The following is an 18029-nucleotide window of genomic DNA, read 5'->3' as shown; positions in this document are numbered from 1 at the left end:
CCTGGCGGCTTCCCTAACGAATGCTGTCAATCGCCTGGTTCAGATTGCTGGTAGTGGACCCGGCGCATACGTTGCCACCTTCGCGGTGCTGTCGCTGTATTCCGACCAGGCTGGTAAAGACAGTGACAAGGTTCCTGCCGGCGTTCGCAATGCATTGGCACTGGAGGCGTCCGCTCTGGGGCTTCCTGGCACGGCTGATTTGCAAAGCGTCGCCAAGGCAGGTGGCACGGTTGATATGCCGGTACGACTCACGAGTGCTGCACAAGAGAGCCCGAGTGGTAAATCGCAGATTGCCGCGATGTTGACCAACGGTGCAACTGTCCCCAAGGGCGTGCCTGTTCGCGCCGCGACCCTCAATGCTGCGACGGGCCGGTATGAGGTGACGGTTCCCGCAAAGTCCACCGTGCCGAATACACCACCGCTGATCTTGACCTGGACCCCTGCCACCCCTCCAGGAAGCCAGAACCCCTCAAGCACCACTCCGGTCGTACCGCAGCCGGTTCCGGTGTATGAGGGAGCAACGATCACCCCAGTACAGGCCGAGCCGGAGTCCTATCCGGGAGTGCCGTTAGATCTGGACGATCTGATTGTGATCTTCCCGGTGGGCTCGGGGGTTAAGCCAATCTATATAATGTTCAATCATAACCCTCATGATGTTGTTATTGATGATAAGATCAGAGAGCAAATTCCAATTAGAGGGTGGACTGAGGTTGAAATTAGAGATGTTATCGGAAAAGGTGCAACAGGTAGTTCTTCAGATAAGCGTCGGCCTAATAAGACGATAGATGGGCTGGGGCGGAATGACTCTGCAACAGTATATGGAAGTCCTCCTAATGGATATATAGTTGTGAACGATAGGACAGGTGAAATTATTCAAATTGCAGATCGGAACGATTCCGCATGGGCGGTTGACGGGCGAATCATCTGGAGAAATAAGTAATGATCAATCCTAACTCTGTCGAAATAGTTGACAATGGCCTAGATTTTTTTTCAAAAGAAGGCAATGGGAAGATGTGGCTAACTACGAAGGCAACTCTGGAAGTCGTATCTTTGGCAACTAAAAAAGGGTTGGCAATTTCAAAAATTGAGGGATTCATCTGGCATAAGGATGTAGGGAGGTTCGAGGCAAGACTTGATGCCATATTTGAAGGGCTTGTCAATCCAGTAAAAGTGCCTGATGATGTCAATAATAATAACACTAGAGCGAAAGAGAGTACAGAGGAAGATGCTTCTCTTGGGCATGATGCTTTTATTGTAACAATTGCCTCCAGAAAATAAAGGTGGAACCTTGGGGCTGAGTTGGCTTGCAATCCCTTGCATGGACTACAAACAATATAGGCTCAGCCCCCTTAGGGATGGTCTGAAGTAGCCATGTCTTTCTGGCCGACTTCAGCCCCCGGCGAATTTGAAAGCGGAGAATCGATTAAAAACGATCCGATCACCCACTCATTTCTGTGTTTTTAGCCGCCGCGAGCACCTCGCAGCAGCCATTCCCCCATTACAGACGCGCCTCTGCTTGCGCTTGCCGGCGTACTCGGCGTCGGCAAAGGTCATCTGCTTCATCGGGAAACTCGGGCAGCGGGATCGGCGTATTACCGGTATGAGCGTCAGTCGCAAAGAGCGTGAGCCCGCGGTAATGGACTGCAAGCCCACCGCATGGATTGCAAGCTCGCTCGCAATTAATGTGAGCCCGCCCCCACCGTCAGTCACAGATAATCTGAGCCCAAAATCGCGCTGATTGCGAGCCCGACGGTTTTCGATTGCAAGCCGCTACACATAGCTGCGCCGCGCGTCCGGGTGGCCGGGCATGTCCAGCCCGACCGGGTCCCGTACGTCGCTCAGGCACCCTTCGGTACTCGCGCTCGGCGCCGACCTGGGCGCGCTAGCTGGCGGAGCGCGGTTTGCGACGGGTAGCGAAGCCTTTCAAGGGCGTTGACGAAACGAAAAAATCCCCGCGGCATGAGCGTGACGCGGGGATCCAGGCGTAAATAGAGCCTTAACCGTGATAGCTGAAATGGAGCAAGGGGGTGATGTCTGCGTAGCGGAACACCTCGCGGGTGGCTGTGTATGGCTCAAGACTAAGTCCCGCGGACCGGCGGGCCTATTCCTCGAAGGAGGTAAGGAGGGGTAGCGGAGGAGGGACGGCGATTGACGATGTATACTTTTTGGTCCAGATTGGACGAAAAGTATAAAGACGGATCACCGTCTGTTTCCCGCCCGGGCCGCGGGCGCACCTTCGTCACCCCTGGAGTCGTCCATGATCAAGTCGCTGAACACCAAGAACCTGCTGGGAGGCCTGCTGCTCGGCGTGCTCGCCAGCGGATCCGCCGTCGCCGCCGATGGCAACCTGCGGATCGGCATCGAGGCCGCCTACCCGCCGTTTTCCTTCAAGACCGCCGAAGGCGAACTGGCCGGCTTCGACTACGACATCGGCAACGCACTGTGCGCGCAGATGCAGGTGAAGTGCCAGTGGATCGAGCAGGAGTACGACGGCCTGATTCCCTCGCTGAAAGTTCGCAAGATAGACGCCGCGCTGTCCTCCATCACCATCACCGAGGAGCGCCGGCGCTCGGTGGACTTCACCCACAAGTACTACTTCACGCCGGGCCGCCTGGTGATGAAGGAAGGCGCCCAGCTCGACGACAGCTTCAGCCAGTTGGCCGGCAAGCGCATCGGCGTGCAGCGCGGCGCTACCGCCGACCGCTTCGCCAGTGCGGTGCTGGCCAAGGCCGGTGCCGAAGTGGTGCGCTACACCAGCCAGGACGAGATCTACCTGGACCTGGTGGCCGGCCGCCTCGACGCCACCTTCGCCGACTCCATCCCGTTGCAGACCGGCTTCCTCGATACCCCGCGCGGCAAGGGCTACGCCTTCGTCGGGCCGGAGTTCAAGGACCCGAAATACTTCGGCGAGGGCGCTGGGATCGCGGTGCGCAAGGGGGACGCCGAGCTGGTCGGCAAGCTCAACGCGGCGATCGACGCGATTCGTGCCGACGGGACCTACAAGCGCATCGAGGGCAAGTACTTCAAGAGCGACATCTACGGCGACTGACCGCTCGCCGGCGGCGGCTGCCGTCAGTCGCCGCCTTCCTTCAGCTCCTTGAGGTGCTTGTAGACCGTCGCCCGGCCCATGTTCAGCACGTTGGCCACATAGTTGGCGGCGCTCTTGCCCTTGAACGCGCCCTCGGCGTGCAGGGCCAGGACCAGTTCGCGCTTGTGCTCGCGGGTCAGCAGGTTCAAGCCGAGCTGGCGCTGCCGCAGCCAGCCGTGCAGGAAGGTGTTGATGCGCTCCTGCCAGTCGTCGCGGAACAGCGCGTCCGGTTGCGGGATCAGCTTGCTCGGCGAGAGGAACAGGTCGAGCGCCGCCTTGGCGCTCTCGAACAGGCTGATATTCAGGTTGATGCACAGCACCGCCAGCGGCTGGCCGGCGGCGTCGCGCAGCACGGTGCTGACCGAGCGGATCTTCTGCCCGTCCCAGTTGAGCTTCTCGTAGGGACCGATGTTGCGCTCGTCGCTATCGCCTTCGAGCATGTCTTCCAGCGCCGAGTCGTCGCCGACCTCGCGCTTGGACAGGTTGTTGGCGATGTAGTCGACCCGCTGGCTGCGCAGGTCGTGCAGGACCACTTCGGCGTGGGGGAAGAACAGGGTGGCGATGCCGTCGGCGATCGCCCGGTAGTTCTCCAGGCTGGGGTCTTGGCTCGGGCTCATGCGCAGGAACTCTCGTGGGACGGCGGGCGAGGCGAGTGTGCCGCAAACCCGCCGCCGGGTCATCAGGGAGACAGGCGGCGCGGCGACAGCATCGCCTCGTCCAGGCCGTGCTCGCGCAGGTGCGCCGGCAGCGGCTGGTGGCGGATCAGCGCGGCGCTGGCCTCGCCCATCGCCGCCGAGGTCTGGATACCGTAGCCGCCCTGGGCGGCGACCCAGAAGAAGCCTTCCGCATCGGCGGCGTAGCCGGCCACCAGGTCGCCGTCGGCAACGAACGAGCGCAGCCCCGCCCAGGTGTGTTCCGGGCGGCGAATGGTGAGGGTGGTGGCTTCTTCGATCAGGTACATGCCGGTGGCGATGTCCAGTTGCTCGGGCTGTACGTCGTGGGCCTCGACCGGATCGGCGTTGGCCGGCGAGCCGAGCAACATGCCGGCGTCCGGCTTCAGGTAGAAGGATTCGTCGAGGCTGACCAGCATCGGCCAGTCGTGGCAGTCGATGCCCGGCGGCGGGGCGAAGATGAAGGCCGAGCGGCGCTTGGGCTGCAGGCCCAGCGGGCGGACGCCGGCCAGCCCGGCGATGGCGTCGCACCAGGCGCCTGCGGCGTTGACCAGCACCGCGGCGCGGTAGCTGCCGGCGTCGCAGCGGACTTCCCAGGCGCCGTCGACCCGGCGGATCTCCAGCGCTTCGTGGTTGCACAGGACCTGCCCCTGGTTGCGGCGGATGCCGCGCAGGTAGCCCTGGTGCAGGGCGTCGGTATCGATGTCGGCGCCGGTGGGGTCGTAGGTGGCGCCGAAGACCTTGTCGCGACGCAGCACCGGCACGATCGAGCAGGCCTGTTCCGCGTCCAGCAGGCGCATCTGCGGCACCAGCGCCTTGCCGCTTTCGTATTGACGGCGGAGTTCTTCCGGATCGTCGCTGAAGTCGACCACCATTTCCGGACGCGGGCTGAGCAGCGGATGCTCGCAGAAGCCGGCCGGCGGGTTGTCGAAGAAGGCCCGGCTGGCGGCGGTGAGCGCGCGCACCTGGGGTGTGCCGTAGGCCACCGTGTAGTGCGCGGCGGAGCGGCCGGTGGAGTGGTAGCCGGGCTGCGCCTCGCGCTCCAGCACCACGACCCGGCCGTGGGCCGACAACCAGTAGCCGGTGGATGCGCCGGCGATGCCGGCACCGATGACGAGGTAATCCGCTTCGATCATGCTGCTCTCCTGCATCGCGTGATCAGCCTGCCTGGCGCAGGCGGTAGAGGGCGTTGGCCAGAGCTACGTCTTCCAGGCCCAGGCCGATCGAGCGGAAGAACGCCGGGCGCCGGTATTCCGGACGTGGCGCCTGGCCGCTGAGCAGCTCGGCGAGGTCGCCGCGGATCGCCTCGGGGCTCCAGCCATGCTGTTCGGCGGCGATCAGCATCTCGCCGGCGGAGCCTGGGGTGGTGTGCCGGTAGTCGCAATAGACGTCCATGGCCGCCAGGCTTTCCGCCGGTACCTCATGGGCGCGGGGCGCGTTGGTGCTGATCGAGGTGACCAGCGCCGGGCGCTCGAGTTGGCGCGGGTCGATCACCGCTCGGGCCGAGGAGGTGCAGAGCAGGATCACATCGGCTTCGTCCAGCGCTTCCTCCAGACTGCCGGCGGCTTCGGCGCGCGGGTCGATGGCGCGCAGGCTTTGCAGGCGGCGCTCGTCCAGGCACGGCGAATGGACTCGCACGCCCTGCCAGTCACGCAGGCCCTTCACGTATTGCAGGTGGGCATGGGCCACCGGTCCGCTGCCGATCAGAGCCAGGCGGCCGGCTTCGGCCGGAGCCAGGGCATCCACCGCCACCGCGGTGGTGGCGGCGGTGCGCGCGGTGGTCAGCCGGGCGGCATCGCAGAGCAGCAAGGGCTGGCCGGTCTGCATCGACATCAGCAGGGTCCAGGCGGTGACCAACGGGCCCTGTTCGCGAACGATGTAGGGTGAAGTCTTGACTCCGTAGACCTGTTCCTGGGCGAGCACGCCGAGGTAGTTGATGAAGTCGCCGCGACCGGCGGGGAACTCCACCAGTTGCTGGGCCGGCTGGAGCGCCTGGCCGGCGGCCAGGTCGAGGAACAGCTGGCGCATGGCCTGGAGGACGTCGATACGGGCGAGCAGTTGCTCGGCTTCGGCCTGCTGGACGATCAGGGGAGTGGCGGCGCTCATGCGATCTCCGGAATGGATGTAAACAATTTGTCCATTCTGGACTTTAAGGTATTGCCGGGCAAGCGCCGACCCGCCTCGATGACCGACGGCGGCACCTGCGTGTCGCAGAAACGAAAAAGGCGAAGCCGGATGGCTTCGCCTTTTTTCTCCACGCCTGCGTTCAGTGCTTGCGCGGTACCGGCTTGAGCAGTTCGGCCGGCGGCATCTCGCAGGTGATCTTGCGGCCCAGCAGTTCTTCGATCGGCGGCAGGGCGAAGGCATCGTCCTCGCCAGCGAAGCTGATCGAGGTACCCGAGGCGCCGGCGCGGCCGGTACGACCGATACGGTGCACGTAGTCGTCCGGGTCTTCCGGCAGGGTGAAGTTGATCACATGGCTGATGCCGTCGATGTGGATGCCGCGGCCGGCCACGTCGGTTGCCACCAGGACGCGGATCTTGCCTTCGCGGAAGCCTTCCAGGGTGCGGATGCGCTTGTGCTGCGGCACGTCGCCGGACATCTGGGCGGCGCTGATGCCGTCCTTGGTCAGGCGTTCCTCGATGCGGCGGACTTCGTCCTTGCGGTTGGCGAAGACCATCACCCGTTCCCAGTTGTTCTGCGCCACCAGGTTGTACAGCAGCTTGTACTTGTCGCTGCCGGCCACGGCGTAGACATGCTGCTCGACGGTATCGCTGGCGACGTTCTCCGGCTCGATCTCGACGATCGCCGGATCGACGGTCCACTGCTTGGCGAGGTTCATCACGTCGTCGGTGAAGGTCGCCGAGAACAGCAGGGTCTGGCGTTCGCCCTTGTGCGGGGTCTGCCGGATGATCTGCCGGACCTGCGGGATAAAGCCCATGTCGAGCATGCGGTCGGCTTCGTCGAGGACCATCACCTCGACCATGTCCAGGTGCACCTCGCCGCGCTGGTTGAAGTCCAGCAGACGGCCGGGGGTGGCTACCAGGATGTCGCAGAAGCGCGCTTCCAGCTGCTTGAGTTGCTTGTCGAAGTCCATGCCGCCGACGAAGGTCATCACGTTCAGCCCGGTGTACTTGGTCAGCGCCGCGGCGTCCTTGGCGATCTGTACCACCAGTTCGCGGGTCGGGGCGATGATCAGCGCGCGCGGCTCGCCCATGTAGCGCTCTTTCGGCGGCGGGGTCTGCAGCAACTGGGTGATGATCGAGATGAGGAACGCGGCGGTCTTGCCGGTACCGGTCTGGGCGCGGCCGATGGCGTCCTGGCCGCGCAGGGTGAAGCCCAGTACCTGCGCCTGGATCGGCGTGCAGTAGGGGAAGCCGAGGTCATGGATGGCGTGCATCAGGCTCGGGGCGAGGTTGAAGTCGTGGAAGCGGGTCTTGCCTTCCTGCGGTTCGACCACGAAGTCTTCCAGCTTCCAGTTGTCCACCGGCTTCGGCTTGCGTTCGCGGCGCGGCTTGTCGCTGCGCGGCTTGGCGTCCCGGCCTTCTTTGGCGGCGGGTTTGGCGGGCTTTTCGCCTTTCTCGGCCTTTTCAACGGCGCGCGGGGCGCCGGACTCGTTGTCGGCGCGCGGGGCGCGCGGTTTGCGTGGGCGTTTCTCGGTCGGCTTTTCGCCGGTGGGGGCGGTACCTTTCGCGGTAGCGCCGGCAGGGCCTTGCGGGACCGGGGAGGAACCGCTCTGCGGCTGGGTTCCGTCGGCCTTGCCGAAGATTTTCTTGAGTGCTTTGAGCACGGCGATCTCGTAGTGGTTAAGGAATGAACGGGCGCCAGTGTAAAGCATGTTGCCAGCGGGGAGAAATCCATGCTTGGCCGGTCACCTCCAGGCTTGGCCGGACGGGGCCTGGAGGGGGCTGCGCGAAGCTCCCGGGAGAGCCTCCGGGAGGGTTCGTGCGCGCGACCGGCGGCGCGCTACAAAAAGACAACGGTAGGGCGGCGACGGGGGTGGCATCTTCGGGACGGTGCCGGAGCGATCCGGCGAGTGTCCGCCCACTCACCAACGGAAGAACAAGAAAACCATGAATCCGTCCCCATCGATCGCCGGGCTGAGCGATATCGAAGCCCTGGAACGCGTGCCGCTGGAACAGCGCGACCTGCCATCCAGCACCTACGAACTGTTGCAACGCTCGGCCCAGCGCCACGGCCAGCGTATCGCCCTGAGCTGCCTGCTGCATGGCAGCGCTGCCGAAGAACCGTTGCGGATCAGCTATGCCGAGCTGTTCGCCCGCGTCACCCAGACCGCCAACGCCTTGCACCGGCTGGGCCTGGAAAGCCACCAGGCGGTGTCCTTCCTGCTGCCCAACCTGCCGCAGACCCACTACGTGATCTGGGGCGGCGAAGCTGCCGGGATCGTCAATGCGATCAACCCGCTGCTCGAGCCGGAGCACATCGCCGAGCTGATCCGCGCCTCCAACACCCGGGTGCTGGTGACCCTGGCGCCGTTCCCCGGCACCGACCTGTGGCAGAAGGTCGCCGGCCTGCGCGCGCAGCTGCCGGAGCTGTACGCGATCGTCGTGGTCGATCCGGCCAACCTGTTGCCGGCGCCGCAGCGCGAGGCGCTCAAGGCCCAGCGCGGGCCGCTGCCGGAGGGCGTGCTGGACTTCGATACGCTGATCGCCGACTGCCCGGCAGACCGCCTGGAGAGCGGACGGGCGATCCATCCGGACGACGTCGCTTCCTATTTCCATACCGGCGGCACCACCGGCACGCCGAAGCTGGCGCCGCACAGCCACTTCAACGAGGTGGCGATGGCCGAGATCATGGGCCTGAACGCCGACTACGGGGTGGACGACGTGCTGCTCTGCGGCCTGCCGCTGTTCCACGTCAACGGCGTGATGGTTACCGGCCTGGCGCCCTTCCATCGCGGCGCCCAGGTGCTCCTGGCCGGGCCCCAGGGCTACCGCAATCCGACCCTGATCCAGGACTTCTGGAAGCTGGTGGAGCGCTACCGGGTCACCAGCTTCAGTGGCGTGCCGACCATCTACGCGGCGTTGCTGCAGGTCCCCAGCGATGGCCGCGACCTGTCCAGCCTGCGTTTCGCCCTGTGCGGCGCGGCGCCGATGCCGGTGGAGCTGATCCGCCAGTTCGAGGCGCGTACCGGGCTCAAGGTGATCGAAGGCTACGGCCTCACCGAAGGTACCTGCGGCACCAGTTGCAACCCGCGTGGCGGCGAGCGCCGGCCGGGTTCGATCGGCCTGCGCCTGCCGTACTGCCAGGTGAAGGTCGCGGTGCTCGACGGCGAGGGCAATTACCTGCGCGATGCCGCGCCGAACGAGGTGGGCAACCTCTGCCTGAAGGGCCCGACGGTGTTCAAGGGCTACCTGCAACAGGACCGGAACCGCGATATCTGGGTCGGCGATGGCTGGTTCAATACCGGCGACCTCGGTCGTATCGACGAGGACGGCTACATCTGGCTCACCGGGCGCAGCAAGGACCTGATCATTCGCGGTGGCCACAACATCGACCCACAGATGATCGAAGAAGCGCTGCACCGGCATCCGGCCGTGGCCCTGGCGGCGGCGGTGGGCAAGCCGGACGCCAAGGCCGGCGAGCTGCCGGTGGTGTATATCCAGCTCAAGCCCGGCGCCAGCGCCAGCGAGGAAGAGCTGCTGGAACACGCCAGCCGCCACGTACCGGAGCGCGCGGCGGTGCCCAAGGATGTCTGGCTGATCGAGAGCATGCCGGTCACCGCGGTGGGCAAGACCTTCAAGCCGGCGCTGCGCCTGGACGCGATCCGCCGGGTGCTGGAGGAGGAAAGCCGGAGGATCGCCGAGGATATCCGCGTGGAGGTGGTCGCCGACGAGCGCCACGGCCAGCTCGCCCACCTGCACGTTCCCGCGCTCGACGAAAGACGCCGGGCGGCGCTGGAAGAGCTGCTCGGCGGCTACGCGCTGAACTACCGGCTGCACGCCGTCTGAGAGAAGCTCCGGGCGTCAGAGGCGCTTGCGCAGCCAGGCGCCGATGTCGTGGATTTCCTCCAGGGACACCTCGTGGCCCATCGGGTAGTCGTGCCAGCCCACCTCCACGCCCTGCGCCTGCAAGGCGTCATGGGCCGCGCGGCCGAGCGCCGGGTCGACCACGTCGTCCTGGCTGCCATGCAGGTGCAGGACCGGAATCCGCTTGTGGCGCTCGTCCAGCGCCAGGTCGTCGAAGGTCGGCGCGTAGGTGGATAGCGCCAGCACCCCGCCGAGCGGCTGGGCGTAGCGGCGGAAGGCGGTATGCAGGACCACCGCGCCGCCCTGGGAGAAACCGGCGAGGATGATCCGCTCGGCGGCGATGCCCTTGGCGCGCTGTTCATCGATGAGGGCGATGACCTGGTCGGCGGAGGCGTTCAACTGGTCTTCGTCGATGGCCCGCGCCGGACTGAAGGCAAGGATGTCGTACCAGCTCGGCATGACCCAACCGCCATTGACCGTCACCGCCTGGCTCGGCGCCTGGGGGAGGATGAAGCGGGTGCTCGGCAGGACCACCTGCAGGGCTTCGGCCACCGGCTTGAAGTCGGTACGGTCGGCGCCCAGGCCGTGCAGCCAGATGATGCAGGCGTCGGCATTCGGGGCATCGAGGATCAGGGGTTCGCTCATAACGGCTCCAGGCAGGGGGCATATGCGTTCGGAATGGGAGGACCATTCGACAACAGGCGCTTTCCCGCTCGCAAGTCGGCCAGATTGTCGCAGATCATGCATTCGCCAATTTCCCGCGGATGCGCTTTGCTAAGGGAAGTGCGCCGGGCACGCCGTTCGTCGCCCGCCGCCGTCGCACCGCCGGCTGCCCCTGCCGGTGCCGCGGCGCTTGCGGTTACAGTGCGGCGACCGGCCCGGGGCCGGCGGTTCACCCAGGGGCGGCGAAGGGAGTGGCGAACAGATGACAATAATGAAAGGTACCTGGCTGCTGCTGGCCGCCGTCTGCCTCGGCGCCAGCGCCACGGCCGAGGCCGGTGCGACGCTGGATGCGGTGAAGCGCAAGGGCTACGTGCAGTGCGGCGTCAGCGACGGCCTGCCGGGGTTCTCCTACGCCGACGCCAAGGGCCGTTTCAAGGGGCTCGACGTCGACATCTGCCGGGCGCTGGCCGCCGCGCTGTTCGGCGACGCCGAGAAGGTGCGCTTCACCCCGCTGCCCGCCACCGAGCGGTTTTCGGCGTTGCAGTCCGGCACGGTCGACCTGCTGTCGCGCAACACCTCATGGACCAGCTCGCGGGATACCGCGCTGGGCATCCACTTCACCGGCGTCACCTATTTCGACGGCCAGGGCTTCCTGGTCAATCGCAAGCTCGGCGTGTCCAGCGCCCGCGAACTGAAGGACGCGACGGTGTGCATCCAGTCCGGCACCACCAACGAGCTGAACGTGGCGGACTACTTCCGGGCCCACGGCATCCGCTACAAGGCGGTGCTCGACGACAGCTACGAGAAGAGCGCCCGTGCCCTGGAGGCGGGGCAGTGCGACGTGCTCAGCTCCGACCAGTCGCAGCTCTACGCCCAGCGCCTGAAGCTGGCCAAGCCGGACCAGTACGTGGTGCTGCCGGAAGTGATCTCCAAGGAGCCGCTCGGCCCGGCCGTGCGGCAGGGCGACGAAGCCTGGTTCAACATCGTCCGCTGGACCCTGTACGGCCTGCTCAACGCGGAGGAGCTGGGGGTCACCTCGAGCAACGTCGAGCGCCAGGCCAGGGACAGCCGCAACCCGGACGTCGCCCGCCTGCTCGGCAGCGAGGGTGACGCCGGCAAGGACTTGCAACTGCCGCGCGACTGGGTGGTGCAGATGGTGCGCCAGGTCGGCAACTATGGCGAGATCTTCGCCCGCAACGTCGGCGACGGCAGCCCGCTGAAGATGCCGCGCGGCCTCAACGCGCAATGGAATCTCGGCGGCCTGCACTATGCGCCGCCGATCCGCTGACCGGCGGGGGGCTGGCTGAACTCTCGCCAGCACCGACAATCCGATAACAGACAGACGCACCGGTGCCGGTGCACTATAGAGCGACGCGTCATGCCGAACACCGAACAAGAGAATTGCCCGTGAACCTATCGATGACTCCCATCAACAAAGCCAAGGCCTGGGGCGTCCACGCCGTCACCGCCAGCGGCGTGATCCTGGCCTTGCTGGCCCTGCTCGCGCTGGTCGACAACAAACCCCAGGCCTGCCTGCTCTGGCTTGGCCTGGCCCTACTGGTGGACGGCCTCGACGGCACCCTGGCGCGCAAGTACGAAGTCAAGGAAATGCTGCCGCATTTCGACGGCTCGGTGCTCGACCTGGTGATCGACTACCTGACCTACGTGTTCATCCCGGCCATCTTCATCTACCGCTACATCCCCCTGCCGGAGCATTTCGAACTGCTGGCGGTGGGCGTGATTCTGGTTTCGTCGCTGTTCTGCTTCTGCAACGTCAACATGAAGAGCACCGACAACTACTTCGTTGGCTTCCCGGCCGCCTGGAACGTGGTGGCGGTGTACTTCTACGTGCTCGACCTGCACCCCTGGGTCAACCTCGTCACGGTGCTGGTGCTGGCCGCCCTGACCCTGACCCGGATGAAGTTCCTCCACCCGTTCCGCGTGCGCCAGTTCATGCCGTTGAACATCGCGGTGACCTTCGTCTGGCTGATCAGCAGCGGTCTGCTGATCGTCCAGCAGCCGGCCGATCTGCCGATCCTGCTCGGCCTGTGGTTCGCCGCCTCGGCCTATTTCGTCGGTATCTGCCTCTGGCGCAGCGCCCGCGAGTGGTTCGGCTGAAACGACCCGGCGCGACGGCGTTCCCGCGTGGGGACGCCTGGCAAGTCCCTCTCATCGCAAGGAACCCCGCATGGCCCACCCCAACGCCGAACTGATCGAGCGCTTCTACCAGGCCTTCCAGCGCCTCGACGGCGAGGCCATGGCGGCCTGCTACGCCCCCCAGGCGACCTTCCACGACCCGGCCTTCGGCGAACTGCGCGGGCGCGAGGTGGGCGACATGTGGCGCCTGCTGACCAGCCGGGCGCGGGACTTCCGCCTGGACTACGCGAACGTCCGCGCCGACCAGAACGAGGGGCGTGCGCAATGGGTGGCCCACTACCTGTTCACCCAGACCGGGCGCAGGGTGGAGAATCGCATCGAGGCCCGTTTCCGCTTCGCCGACGGTTTGATCGTCGAGCATCGCGACCAGTTCGACCTGTGGCGCTGGAGCCGCCAGGCGCTTGGCGTCAAGGGCCTGCTGCTGGGCTGGGCGCCGCCGGTGCAGCGGGCGATCCGCGGGCAGGCGCGCAAGGGCCTGGCCGCCTACCAGGCTGCCCATCCGGCGGCCGGCTGAGGCTGTCGGTGGCCGAAGCGCGGATAATCTCCTAAGCTCGCCGCGGACAACCCGCAGGACGCCGCGATGATCACGCTCTTCCAGTTCCCCGCCGCATTCAACGTACCCAATGCCAGTCCCTATTGCCTGAAACTGGAAACCTGGTTGCGCCTGGCCGGCCTGGAGTACCAGGTGAAGGTCGTCAGCGACCCGCGCAAGGCGCCCAAGGGCAAGCTGCCCTACGTGCGTATCGAGGGCGAGGCGATCGGCGACAGCGAGATCGTCATCCGTACCCTCGGCGAGCGCTACGGGGTCACTCTCGACGCTGGCCTGGACGCCCGAGGCAAGGGCTGGGCACGGGCGATCACGCGCCTGTGCGACGAACACCTGTACTACCTGATGCTGTATTTCCGCTGGTTCGACGAGGACAGCTGGCGCGTGCTCAAGCCGGTGTTCTTCGGCTCGCTGCCATTCGGCGTGCGCGACGCGGTGGCCTGGGCCATGCGCCGCAAGGTCCGCGCTACCCTCAGGGCGCAGGGACTCGGGGTCCACGGCAGGGACGAACTGCTGGCCTTCGCCCGCGACGACCTCGATGCCCTCGACGGCCTGCTTGGCCAGGTCCCGTACTACGGCGGCGAACATCCGTGCAGCGCCGATGCTGCCGCTTACGGTATCCTCGCCAACCTCATCGAGGCGACCCTGGATACCCCGCTCAGCCATGTGGCGCGAGGCTATCCGCGCCTGGTGGTGTATTGCGAGCGGATGCGGGAGCGGGTCTGGAGTGAGTGAGGCGACGGCCGCCACGGCGGCGATCGGGAAGTGTTGGTCGGTCTACCTGGTGAGGGCGGAAAACGGCGCGTTGTACTGCGGCATCAGCGACGATCCGCTGCGCCGCTTCGACACTCATTGCAGCGGCAAGGGCGCGCGGTTCTTCCATTCCAGCCCCGCCCGCGCGCTGGTCTACGTCGAGGCCTGCGCCAGCAAGGGCGACGCCCTGCGCCGCGAGCGGGCGATCAAGGCCCTGAGCAAGCGCGCCAAGGAGCGCCTGTTGGTCGGCGTACCGGTGTTGCGCGAGGTCGGCGAGCCGGCAATCTAGGACGTTCATCTGCGGTCATGGGGTATTCGTGGGTTACCTGAAGAATCATTGGTGGAAACGCTGGATCCGCCGCCGCGGCTGCAAGCTGGCCGGCGGCCCGGCCAGTGTCGGCAAGCGCACCACGCTGGTGCTCGAGGAGCAGGTCGAACTCGGCCACCTGCGCATCGTCCCGCCGAGGCTGGAGATCGGCGCCTACAGCTATGTGCGCAGCGGCACCGACCTGTCCCTGGTGGCGTCCATCGGGCGTTTCTGCTCGATCGGCTCGGACTGCTTCATCGGCCAGGAAAAACACACCCATCCCAGCGACTGGGTGAGCAGCCACCCCTTCCAGCACACCGGCACCGCGCTGCGCTACGAGCCGGCGCTGAGCTACGCGGAAATCGGCCACGACGTCTGGATCGGACACAGCGCGATGGTGATGGAAGGGGTCAAGGTCGGGACCGGGGCGATCATCGCCACGCGCGCCGTGGTCACTCGCGACGTGCCGCCCTACGCCATCGTCGCCGGCACCCCGGCGCAGGTGATCCGCTACCGGCATCCGCCGGAGATCATCGAGGGTCTGCTCGCCTCGCGCTGGTGGGAGCTGGATAGCGCCTTCCTCACCGGCCTGCCGCTGGACCGTCCCCGGGAGTTCCTCGCCGCCCTGGAGACGCGCGAGGCGCCGCGTGCGGCGTACCGGCGGATGACCATCACCCGCCAGGGGTGCCGGCTGGATTGAGCGCGCCCCTCGCCAGGCCCATCGGGCCAGGCGATGGGGTGCCCTTCATGTCCCGGATTGTCATAGGCGCGTTTTCCCAGCCGCGCTAAGCTGGTGCCTCACATCCGCCCGGAGGCGCCCATGTCAGAGCTGATCCTGCATCACTATCCCACTTCGCCCTTCGCCGAGAAGGCGCGCCTGCTGCTCGGTTTCAAGCAACTGTCCTGGCGCTCGGTGATGATTCCGCCGGTGATGCCCAAGCCGGACCTGGTGGCGCTGACCGGCGGCTATCGGAAGACCCCGGTGTTGCAGGTCGGCGCCGATGTGTATTGCGATACCGCGTTGATCGCCCGTCGCCTGGAGCAGGAAAAGGCGGTCCCGGCGCTGTTCCCCGAAGGCCAGGAGATGGTCGCCGCGAGCTTCGCCCAGTGGGCCGACGCGGTGCTGTTCCAGCACGCGGTAAGCCTGGCGTTCGCCCCGGAGTCCATCGCCGTGCGCTTCGGCAAGCTGCCGCCGGAATTCCTCAAGGCCTTCATGGCCGATCGCAGCCAGCTATTCAGCGGCGGCAGCGCCGGCCGCCTGCCGTTGGAACAGGCGCGCCACCAGTGGCCGGCATTCATGGCGCGACTGGAGCGCCAGTTGTCGCGCGAGGACGGCGACTTCCTGTTCGGCGAAGCGTCCGTCGCCGACTTCGCCGTGGCGCACTGCCTGTGGTTCCTCAAGGGCACGCCGGTCACCGCGCCGCTGGTCGACGATTACCCGCAGGTGCAGGCCTGGTTGGGCCGGGTGCTCGGCTTCGGCCATGGCGCGCCAGCCGAGATGAGTGCGGAGGAAGCCCTGGAGGTGGCTCGCGGCAGCCAGCCCGCGGCATTGCCGGACGAATCCTTCAGCGACCCCAACGGTTTCCGGCCCGGCCAGGCGGTCGCCATCGCCGCCACCGACTACGGTGTCGACGCGGTACAGGGCGAACTGCTCTTCGCCGGCAGCGAGGAACTCATCCTGCGCCGCGAAGACCCGCGGGCGGGTACCGTGCATGTGCATTTCCCGCGCCTGGGCTTTCGCATCGAGGCGCGTTGAGGCATGCCGGCGGAGACCCCGTCGCCGCGCCCGGACGCCGATCCGCCGCAGTGCGCGTTGCCCGAGGCGAGGCCGGACCGCGACGCTGGCACCAAGCTGCGCGCCGCGGTGCTCGGCGCCAACGATGGCCTGGTGTCGAACCTGTGCCTGGTGATGGGCGTGGCGGGTGCGAGCATGGCGCATTCGTCCATCGTCCTCACCGGGATGGCCGGACTGGTGTCCGGGGCCTGCTCGATGGCCCTCGGCGAGTGGCTGTCGGTGACCAACGCCCGCGAGATGGCGAGCAAGCGCATCGCCGAGGAAGAACGCCTGCTCAGGCTCTGCCCGGACACCGAGACCCAGGAACTGATCGATATCTTCACCGCCAAGGGGCTGAGCGAGGTATCCGCCCGGCGCGTGGCCCTGCAACTGATGAACGACGGTCGTGGCGCGCTGGACACCTTGTCCCGCGAGGCCCTCGGCATCGATCCGACGGAGCTGGGCGGCAACCCGTGGAACGCGGCGGGCACGTCGTTCCTGCTGTTTTCCCTTGGCGCCCTGGTGCCGGTGGCGCCGTTCCTGTTCCTCGACGGCGCCGCGGCGCTGGTCGCAAGCCTGCTGTTCAGCCTGCTTGCGCTGCTGTTCAGCGGCGCGGTCACCGCCCGTTTCACCGGGCGGCCGCTGGCGTTCTCGGCGTTGCGCCAGGTGCTGGTCGGTACCCTTGCCGCGGCCTTCACCTATGGGTTGGGTACCGCGCTCGGCGTGGGCCTGGGCTGAAAGTCCTTCGCCTGCGGGGGACTCCGTTTTACACTGCGACACCCGGCCGGCGTGGCCGGGACCAGGAAAAACCGACCAGGGAGTGGCCATGAACGCCTACGACATCGAAATCGTCAACGACGCCGCGCACGCCGGCGAAGCCAACCACGGCTGGTGCTTCGGCCTGCCGCCGGGCATCCGTCCGGAGCAGTGGCCGCTGGATCCGGACACCGGCTATCCGCTGATGCACGGCTTCACCCTGCTGCTGCCGGAGGACTACCGGGTGCATGGCCCGGAGATCGTCGCGCTGAGCTTCTTCTCCCTCGCCCCGGACCAGAACGACGGTGGACCGACCAGCGTCGACGGCATTCGCGAGATGCTCATCGATCCGCCCGCGCAACCGCCGGCCGACGCGGAACTGCGGCCGTTCTGGGAGGCCGGGCGCAATAGCCATCCGCGTCTGCACCGGATGGAGGACATCCTCGGCGGTGCCTATGCGTTGATCCTGCTCGACGCCGCTGAATTCAGCGGCGCGCCCTGCCAGCCGCCGGCGCTGCCGGCGGGCAACCCGCTGTTGGCGCAGACCGAGCCGCCGCAGTGGCTGGAGGCTGGTTCGGCGGCCAGCTTCGTGCCGGACTGGGCGGAGGACGACTACTACCTGCTGCGCGCCCTCGGTGGTCGCCCGGCGGCCGGCCACCAGCAGCGCTACCCGCTGCGCTGGACGGCGCGGGCGCAAGACCCCAACGCCGGGGTGGTGCCCAGCGAATACGGCGACGGCGGCTACCAGCTGCCGCACTACTGGCTGGACGGCAAGATCGAGCGCGACAACTACCGCGAGCATCCCTGGGTGGAAGGGCACCTGCCGAACCATATCGGCGGCACCATGCGTCCGGTGCAGGGCGTGCCGGAGATGACTCCCTTCTACGTAGAGTTCGAGGAATACCTGGGCGGCTACAACTTCGGCGGCGGCAACGCCCAGCTCGATTTCCGCGACATGCGCTTCGACTGGGCCTGCGGCTGAGGAGGGAAAGGGAGCGCCGGCGGCGCTCCGGGGCGGCGCGGGTCAGTCCTTGCGCCGCTTGAGCTGGTCCTTCAACTGGGTCGGCAACTGGCGGATGATCAGCATGTCGCGCTCTTCGTCGTATTCCACCTTGGAGCCCAGCAGGTGCGCCTCGAAGCTGATCGACAGGCCTTCGGCGCGGCCGGTGAAGCGGCGGAACTGGTTGAGGGTGCGCTTGTCCGCCGGGATTTCCGGCGACAGGCCGTAGTCCTTGTTACGGATGTAGTCGTAGAACGCCCGCGGTTGCTGGTCGTCCATCAGTTCCGAAAGCGCGTCGAGGGTCATCGGCTCGCCGATGCGCG

The 18029-nt window shown here is 66.4% G+C and carries 19 protein-coding genes; 13 read left to right on the top strand and 6 right to left on the bottom strand.

Annotated elements, in window-relative coordinates:
- From HMPREF2581_RS02515 to HMPREF2581_RS02510, 3 genes are all read left to right on the top strand, one after another.
- Window positions 1-940: S-type pyocin domain-containing protein (locus HMPREF2581_RS02515; RefSeq protein ID WP_218189476.1), on the top strand; the 940-nt coding region annotated here is incomplete at its 5' end.
- Window positions 940-1278: a hypothetical protein gene (locus tag HMPREF2581_RS31535; RefSeq protein WP_011666557.1), complete on the top strand. Its 339-nt coding sequence runs from the start codon at window positions 940-942 to the stop codon at window positions 1276-1278. The genes HMPREF2581_RS02515 and HMPREF2581_RS31535, both read left to right, overlap by 1 nt.
- Window positions 1279-2257: 979 nt before the next feature.
- Window positions 2258-3049, top strand: a complete 792-nt coding sequence (locus tag HMPREF2581_RS02510) for an ABC transporter substrate-binding protein (protein ID WP_003118292.1) — start codon at window positions 2258-2260, stop codon at window positions 3047-3049.
- A gap of 23 nt (window positions 3050-3072) precedes the next feature.
- Here HMPREF2581_RS02510 and dauR read toward each other — a convergent pair whose 3' ends face one another.
- From dauR to rhlB, 4 genes are all read right to left on the bottom strand, one after another.
- Entirely contained in the window at window positions 3073-3705 is a 633-nt protein-coding gene (dauR, locus tag HMPREF2581_RS02505; RefSeq protein WP_003092943.1) for a transcriptional regulator DauR, read from the bottom strand.
- Window positions 3706-3767: 62 nt separating this feature from the next.
- Window positions 3768-4895 carry an FAD-dependent catabolic D-arginine dehydrogenase DauA gene (gene dauA, locus HMPREF2581_RS02500; protein WP_003122058.1) on the bottom strand — a complete coding sequence of 376 codons (1128 nt, stop codon included), beginning with the start codon at window positions 4893-4895 and terminating at the stop codon, window positions 3768-3770.
- Window positions 4896-4917: 22 nt separating this feature from the next.
- Window positions 4918-5865, bottom strand: a complete 948-nt coding sequence (dauB, locus tag HMPREF2581_RS02495; protein WP_003137803.1) for an NAD(P)H-dependent anabolic L-arginine dehydrogenase DauB — start codon at window positions 5863-5865, stop codon at window positions 4918-4920.
- A 160-nt stretch (window positions 5866-6025) separates the two neighbouring features.
- A complete protein-coding gene (rhlB, locus tag HMPREF2581_RS02490) occupies window positions 6026-7549 on the bottom strand; it encodes an ATP-dependent RNA helicase RhlB (RefSeq protein ID WP_011666560.1) in 1524 nt (507 codons plus the stop codon).
- A 283-nt stretch (window positions 7550-7832) separates the two neighbouring features.
- Here rhlB and HMPREF2581_RS02485 point away from each other — a divergent pair, with 283 nt between their 5' ends.
- Window positions 7833-9731, top strand: a complete 1899-nt coding sequence (locus HMPREF2581_RS02485) for an acyl-CoA synthetase (protein WP_003137805.1) — start codon at window positions 7833-7835, stop codon at window positions 9729-9731.
- Between the two features lie 15 nt (window positions 9732-9746).
- Here the strand turns inward: HMPREF2581_RS02485 and HMPREF2581_RS02480 are convergent, their stop codons facing one another.
- A complete protein-coding gene (locus HMPREF2581_RS02480; RefSeq protein ID WP_003129570.1) occupies window positions 9747-10394 on the bottom strand; it encodes an alpha/beta hydrolase in 648 nt (215 codons plus the stop codon).
- Window positions 10395-10674: 280 nt separating this feature from the next.
- Here HMPREF2581_RS02480 and HMPREF2581_RS02475 point away from each other — a divergent pair, with 280 nt between their 5' ends.
- From HMPREF2581_RS02475 to HMPREF2581_RS02435, 9 genes are all read left to right on the top strand, one after another.
- Window positions 10675-11700: an amino acid ABC transporter substrate-binding protein gene (locus HMPREF2581_RS02475; RefSeq protein WP_003137807.1), complete on the top strand. Its 1026-nt coding sequence runs from the start codon at window positions 10675-10677 to the stop codon at window positions 11698-11700.
- Between the two features lie 113 nt (window positions 11701-11813).
- Window positions 11814-12530, top strand: coding sequence for a phosphatidylcholine synthase (gene pcsA, locus HMPREF2581_RS02470; protein ID WP_003129573.1), 717 nt, complete (start codon window positions 11814-11816; stop codon window positions 12528-12530).
- A 70-nt stretch (window positions 12531-12600) separates the two neighbouring features.
- Window positions 12601-13083: a nuclear transport factor 2 family protein gene (locus HMPREF2581_RS02465; protein WP_003137810.1), complete on the top strand. Its 483-nt coding sequence runs from the start codon at window positions 12601-12603 to the stop codon at window positions 13081-13083.
- A gap of 66 nt (window positions 13084-13149) precedes the next feature.
- A complete protein-coding gene (locus HMPREF2581_RS02460) occupies window positions 13150-13851 on the top strand; it encodes a glutathione S-transferase C-terminal domain-containing protein (protein ID WP_070867298.1) in 702 nt (233 codons plus the stop codon).
- On the top strand, window positions 13844-14158 hold the full coding sequence (locus HMPREF2581_RS02455; RefSeq protein ID WP_003119275.1) for a GIY-YIG nuclease family protein: 315 nt from the start codon (window positions 13844-13846) through the stop codon (window positions 14156-14158). The genes HMPREF2581_RS02460 and HMPREF2581_RS02455 overlap by 8 nt, the downstream gene beginning before the upstream one ends.
- A 28-nt stretch (window positions 14159-14186) precedes the next feature.
- The gene (locus tag HMPREF2581_RS02450; RefSeq protein ID WP_003111880.1) at window positions 14187-14876 is read left to right on the top strand and encodes a CatB-related O-acetyltransferase; all 690 of its coding nucleotides are present in this window, start codon (window positions 14187-14189) and stop codon (window positions 14874-14876) included.
- A 120-nt stretch (window positions 14877-14996) separates the two neighbouring features.
- Window positions 14997-15932 carry a glutathione S-transferase family protein gene (locus HMPREF2581_RS02445; protein ID WP_003137812.1) on the top strand — a complete coding sequence of 312 codons (936 nt, stop codon included), beginning with the start codon at window positions 14997-14999 and terminating at the stop codon, window positions 15930-15932.
- Window positions 15933-15935: 3 nt separating this feature from the next.
- Window positions 15936-16688 (top strand): VIT1/CCC1 transporter family protein, encoded by a 753-nt coding sequence (locus HMPREF2581_RS02440; RefSeq protein ID WP_003111882.1) that lies wholly within the window; start codon window positions 15936-15938, stop codon window positions 16686-16688.
- 88 nt (window positions 16689-16776) lie between these two features.
- Window positions 16777-17688, top strand: coding sequence for a hypothetical protein (locus HMPREF2581_RS02435; RefSeq protein WP_003137813.1), 912 nt, complete (start codon window positions 16777-16779; stop codon window positions 17686-17688).
- 42 nt (window positions 17689-17730) lie between these two features.
- Here HMPREF2581_RS02435 and HMPREF2581_RS02430 read toward each other — a convergent pair.
- A partial coding sequence (locus tag HMPREF2581_RS02430; protein ID WP_177345064.1) for a nucleoid-associated protein occupies window positions 17731-18029 on the bottom strand: 299 nt, incomplete at its 5' end.

Origin of the sequence: Pseudomonas sp. HMSC057H01 (assembly GCF_001836405.1) — a bacterium.
GTDB lineage: Bacteria > Pseudomonadota > Gammaproteobacteria > Pseudomonadales > Pseudomonadaceae > Pseudomonas > Pseudomonas aeruginosa.
Note: the sequence above shows the minus strand (reverse complement) of the source record. Positions and strands in the feature narration are given on the sequence as shown.

Coding starts and splice junctions, on each gene's coding strand:
- HMPREF2581_RS31535 (WP_011666557.1), top strand. CDS start 940: ATGATCAATCCTAACTCTGTCGAAATAGTTGACAATGGCCTAGATTTT.
- HMPREF2581_RS02510 (WP_003118292.1), top strand. CDS start 2,258: ATGATCAAGTCGCTGAACACCAAGAACCTGCTGGGAGGCCTGCTGCTC.
- dauR (WP_003092943.1), bottom strand. CDS start 3,705: ATGAGCCCGAGCCAAGACCCCAGCCTGGAGAACTACCGGGCGATCGCC.
- dauA (WP_003122058.1), bottom strand. CDS start 4,895: ATGATCGAAGCGGATTACCTCGTCATCGGTGCCGGCATCGCCGGCGCA.
- dauB (WP_003137803.1), bottom strand. CDS start 5,865: ATGAGCGCCGCCACTCCCCTGATCGTCCAGCAGGCCGAAGCCGAGCAA.
- HMPREF2581_RS02485 (WP_003137805.1), top strand. CDS start 7,833: ATGAATCCGTCCCCATCGATCGCCGGGCTGAGCGATATCGAAGCCCTG.
- HMPREF2581_RS02480 (WP_003129570.1), bottom strand. CDS start 10,394: ATGAGCGAACCCCTGATCCTCGATGCCCCGAATGCCGACGCCTGCATC.
- HMPREF2581_RS02475 (WP_003137807.1), top strand. CDS start 10,675: ATGACAATAATGAAAGGTACCTGGCTGCTGCTGGCCGCCGTCTGCCTC.
- HMPREF2581_RS02465 (WP_003137810.1), top strand. CDS start 12,601: ATGGCCCACCCCAACGCCGAACTGATCGAGCGCTTCTACCAGGCCTTC.
- HMPREF2581_RS02460 (WP_070867298.1), top strand. CDS start 13,150: ATGATCACGCTCTTCCAGTTCCCCGCCGCATTCAACGTACCCAATGCC.
- HMPREF2581_RS02445 (WP_003137812.1), top strand. CDS start 14,997: ATGTCAGAGCTGATCCTGCATCACTATCCCACTTCGCCCTTCGCCGAG.
- HMPREF2581_RS02440 (WP_003111882.1), top strand. CDS start 15,936: ATGCCGGCGGAGACCCCGTCGCCGCGCCCGGACGCCGATCCGCCGCAG.
- HMPREF2581_RS02435 (WP_003137813.1), top strand. CDS start 16,777: ATGAACGCCTACGACATCGAAATCGTCAACGACGCCGCGCACGCCGGC.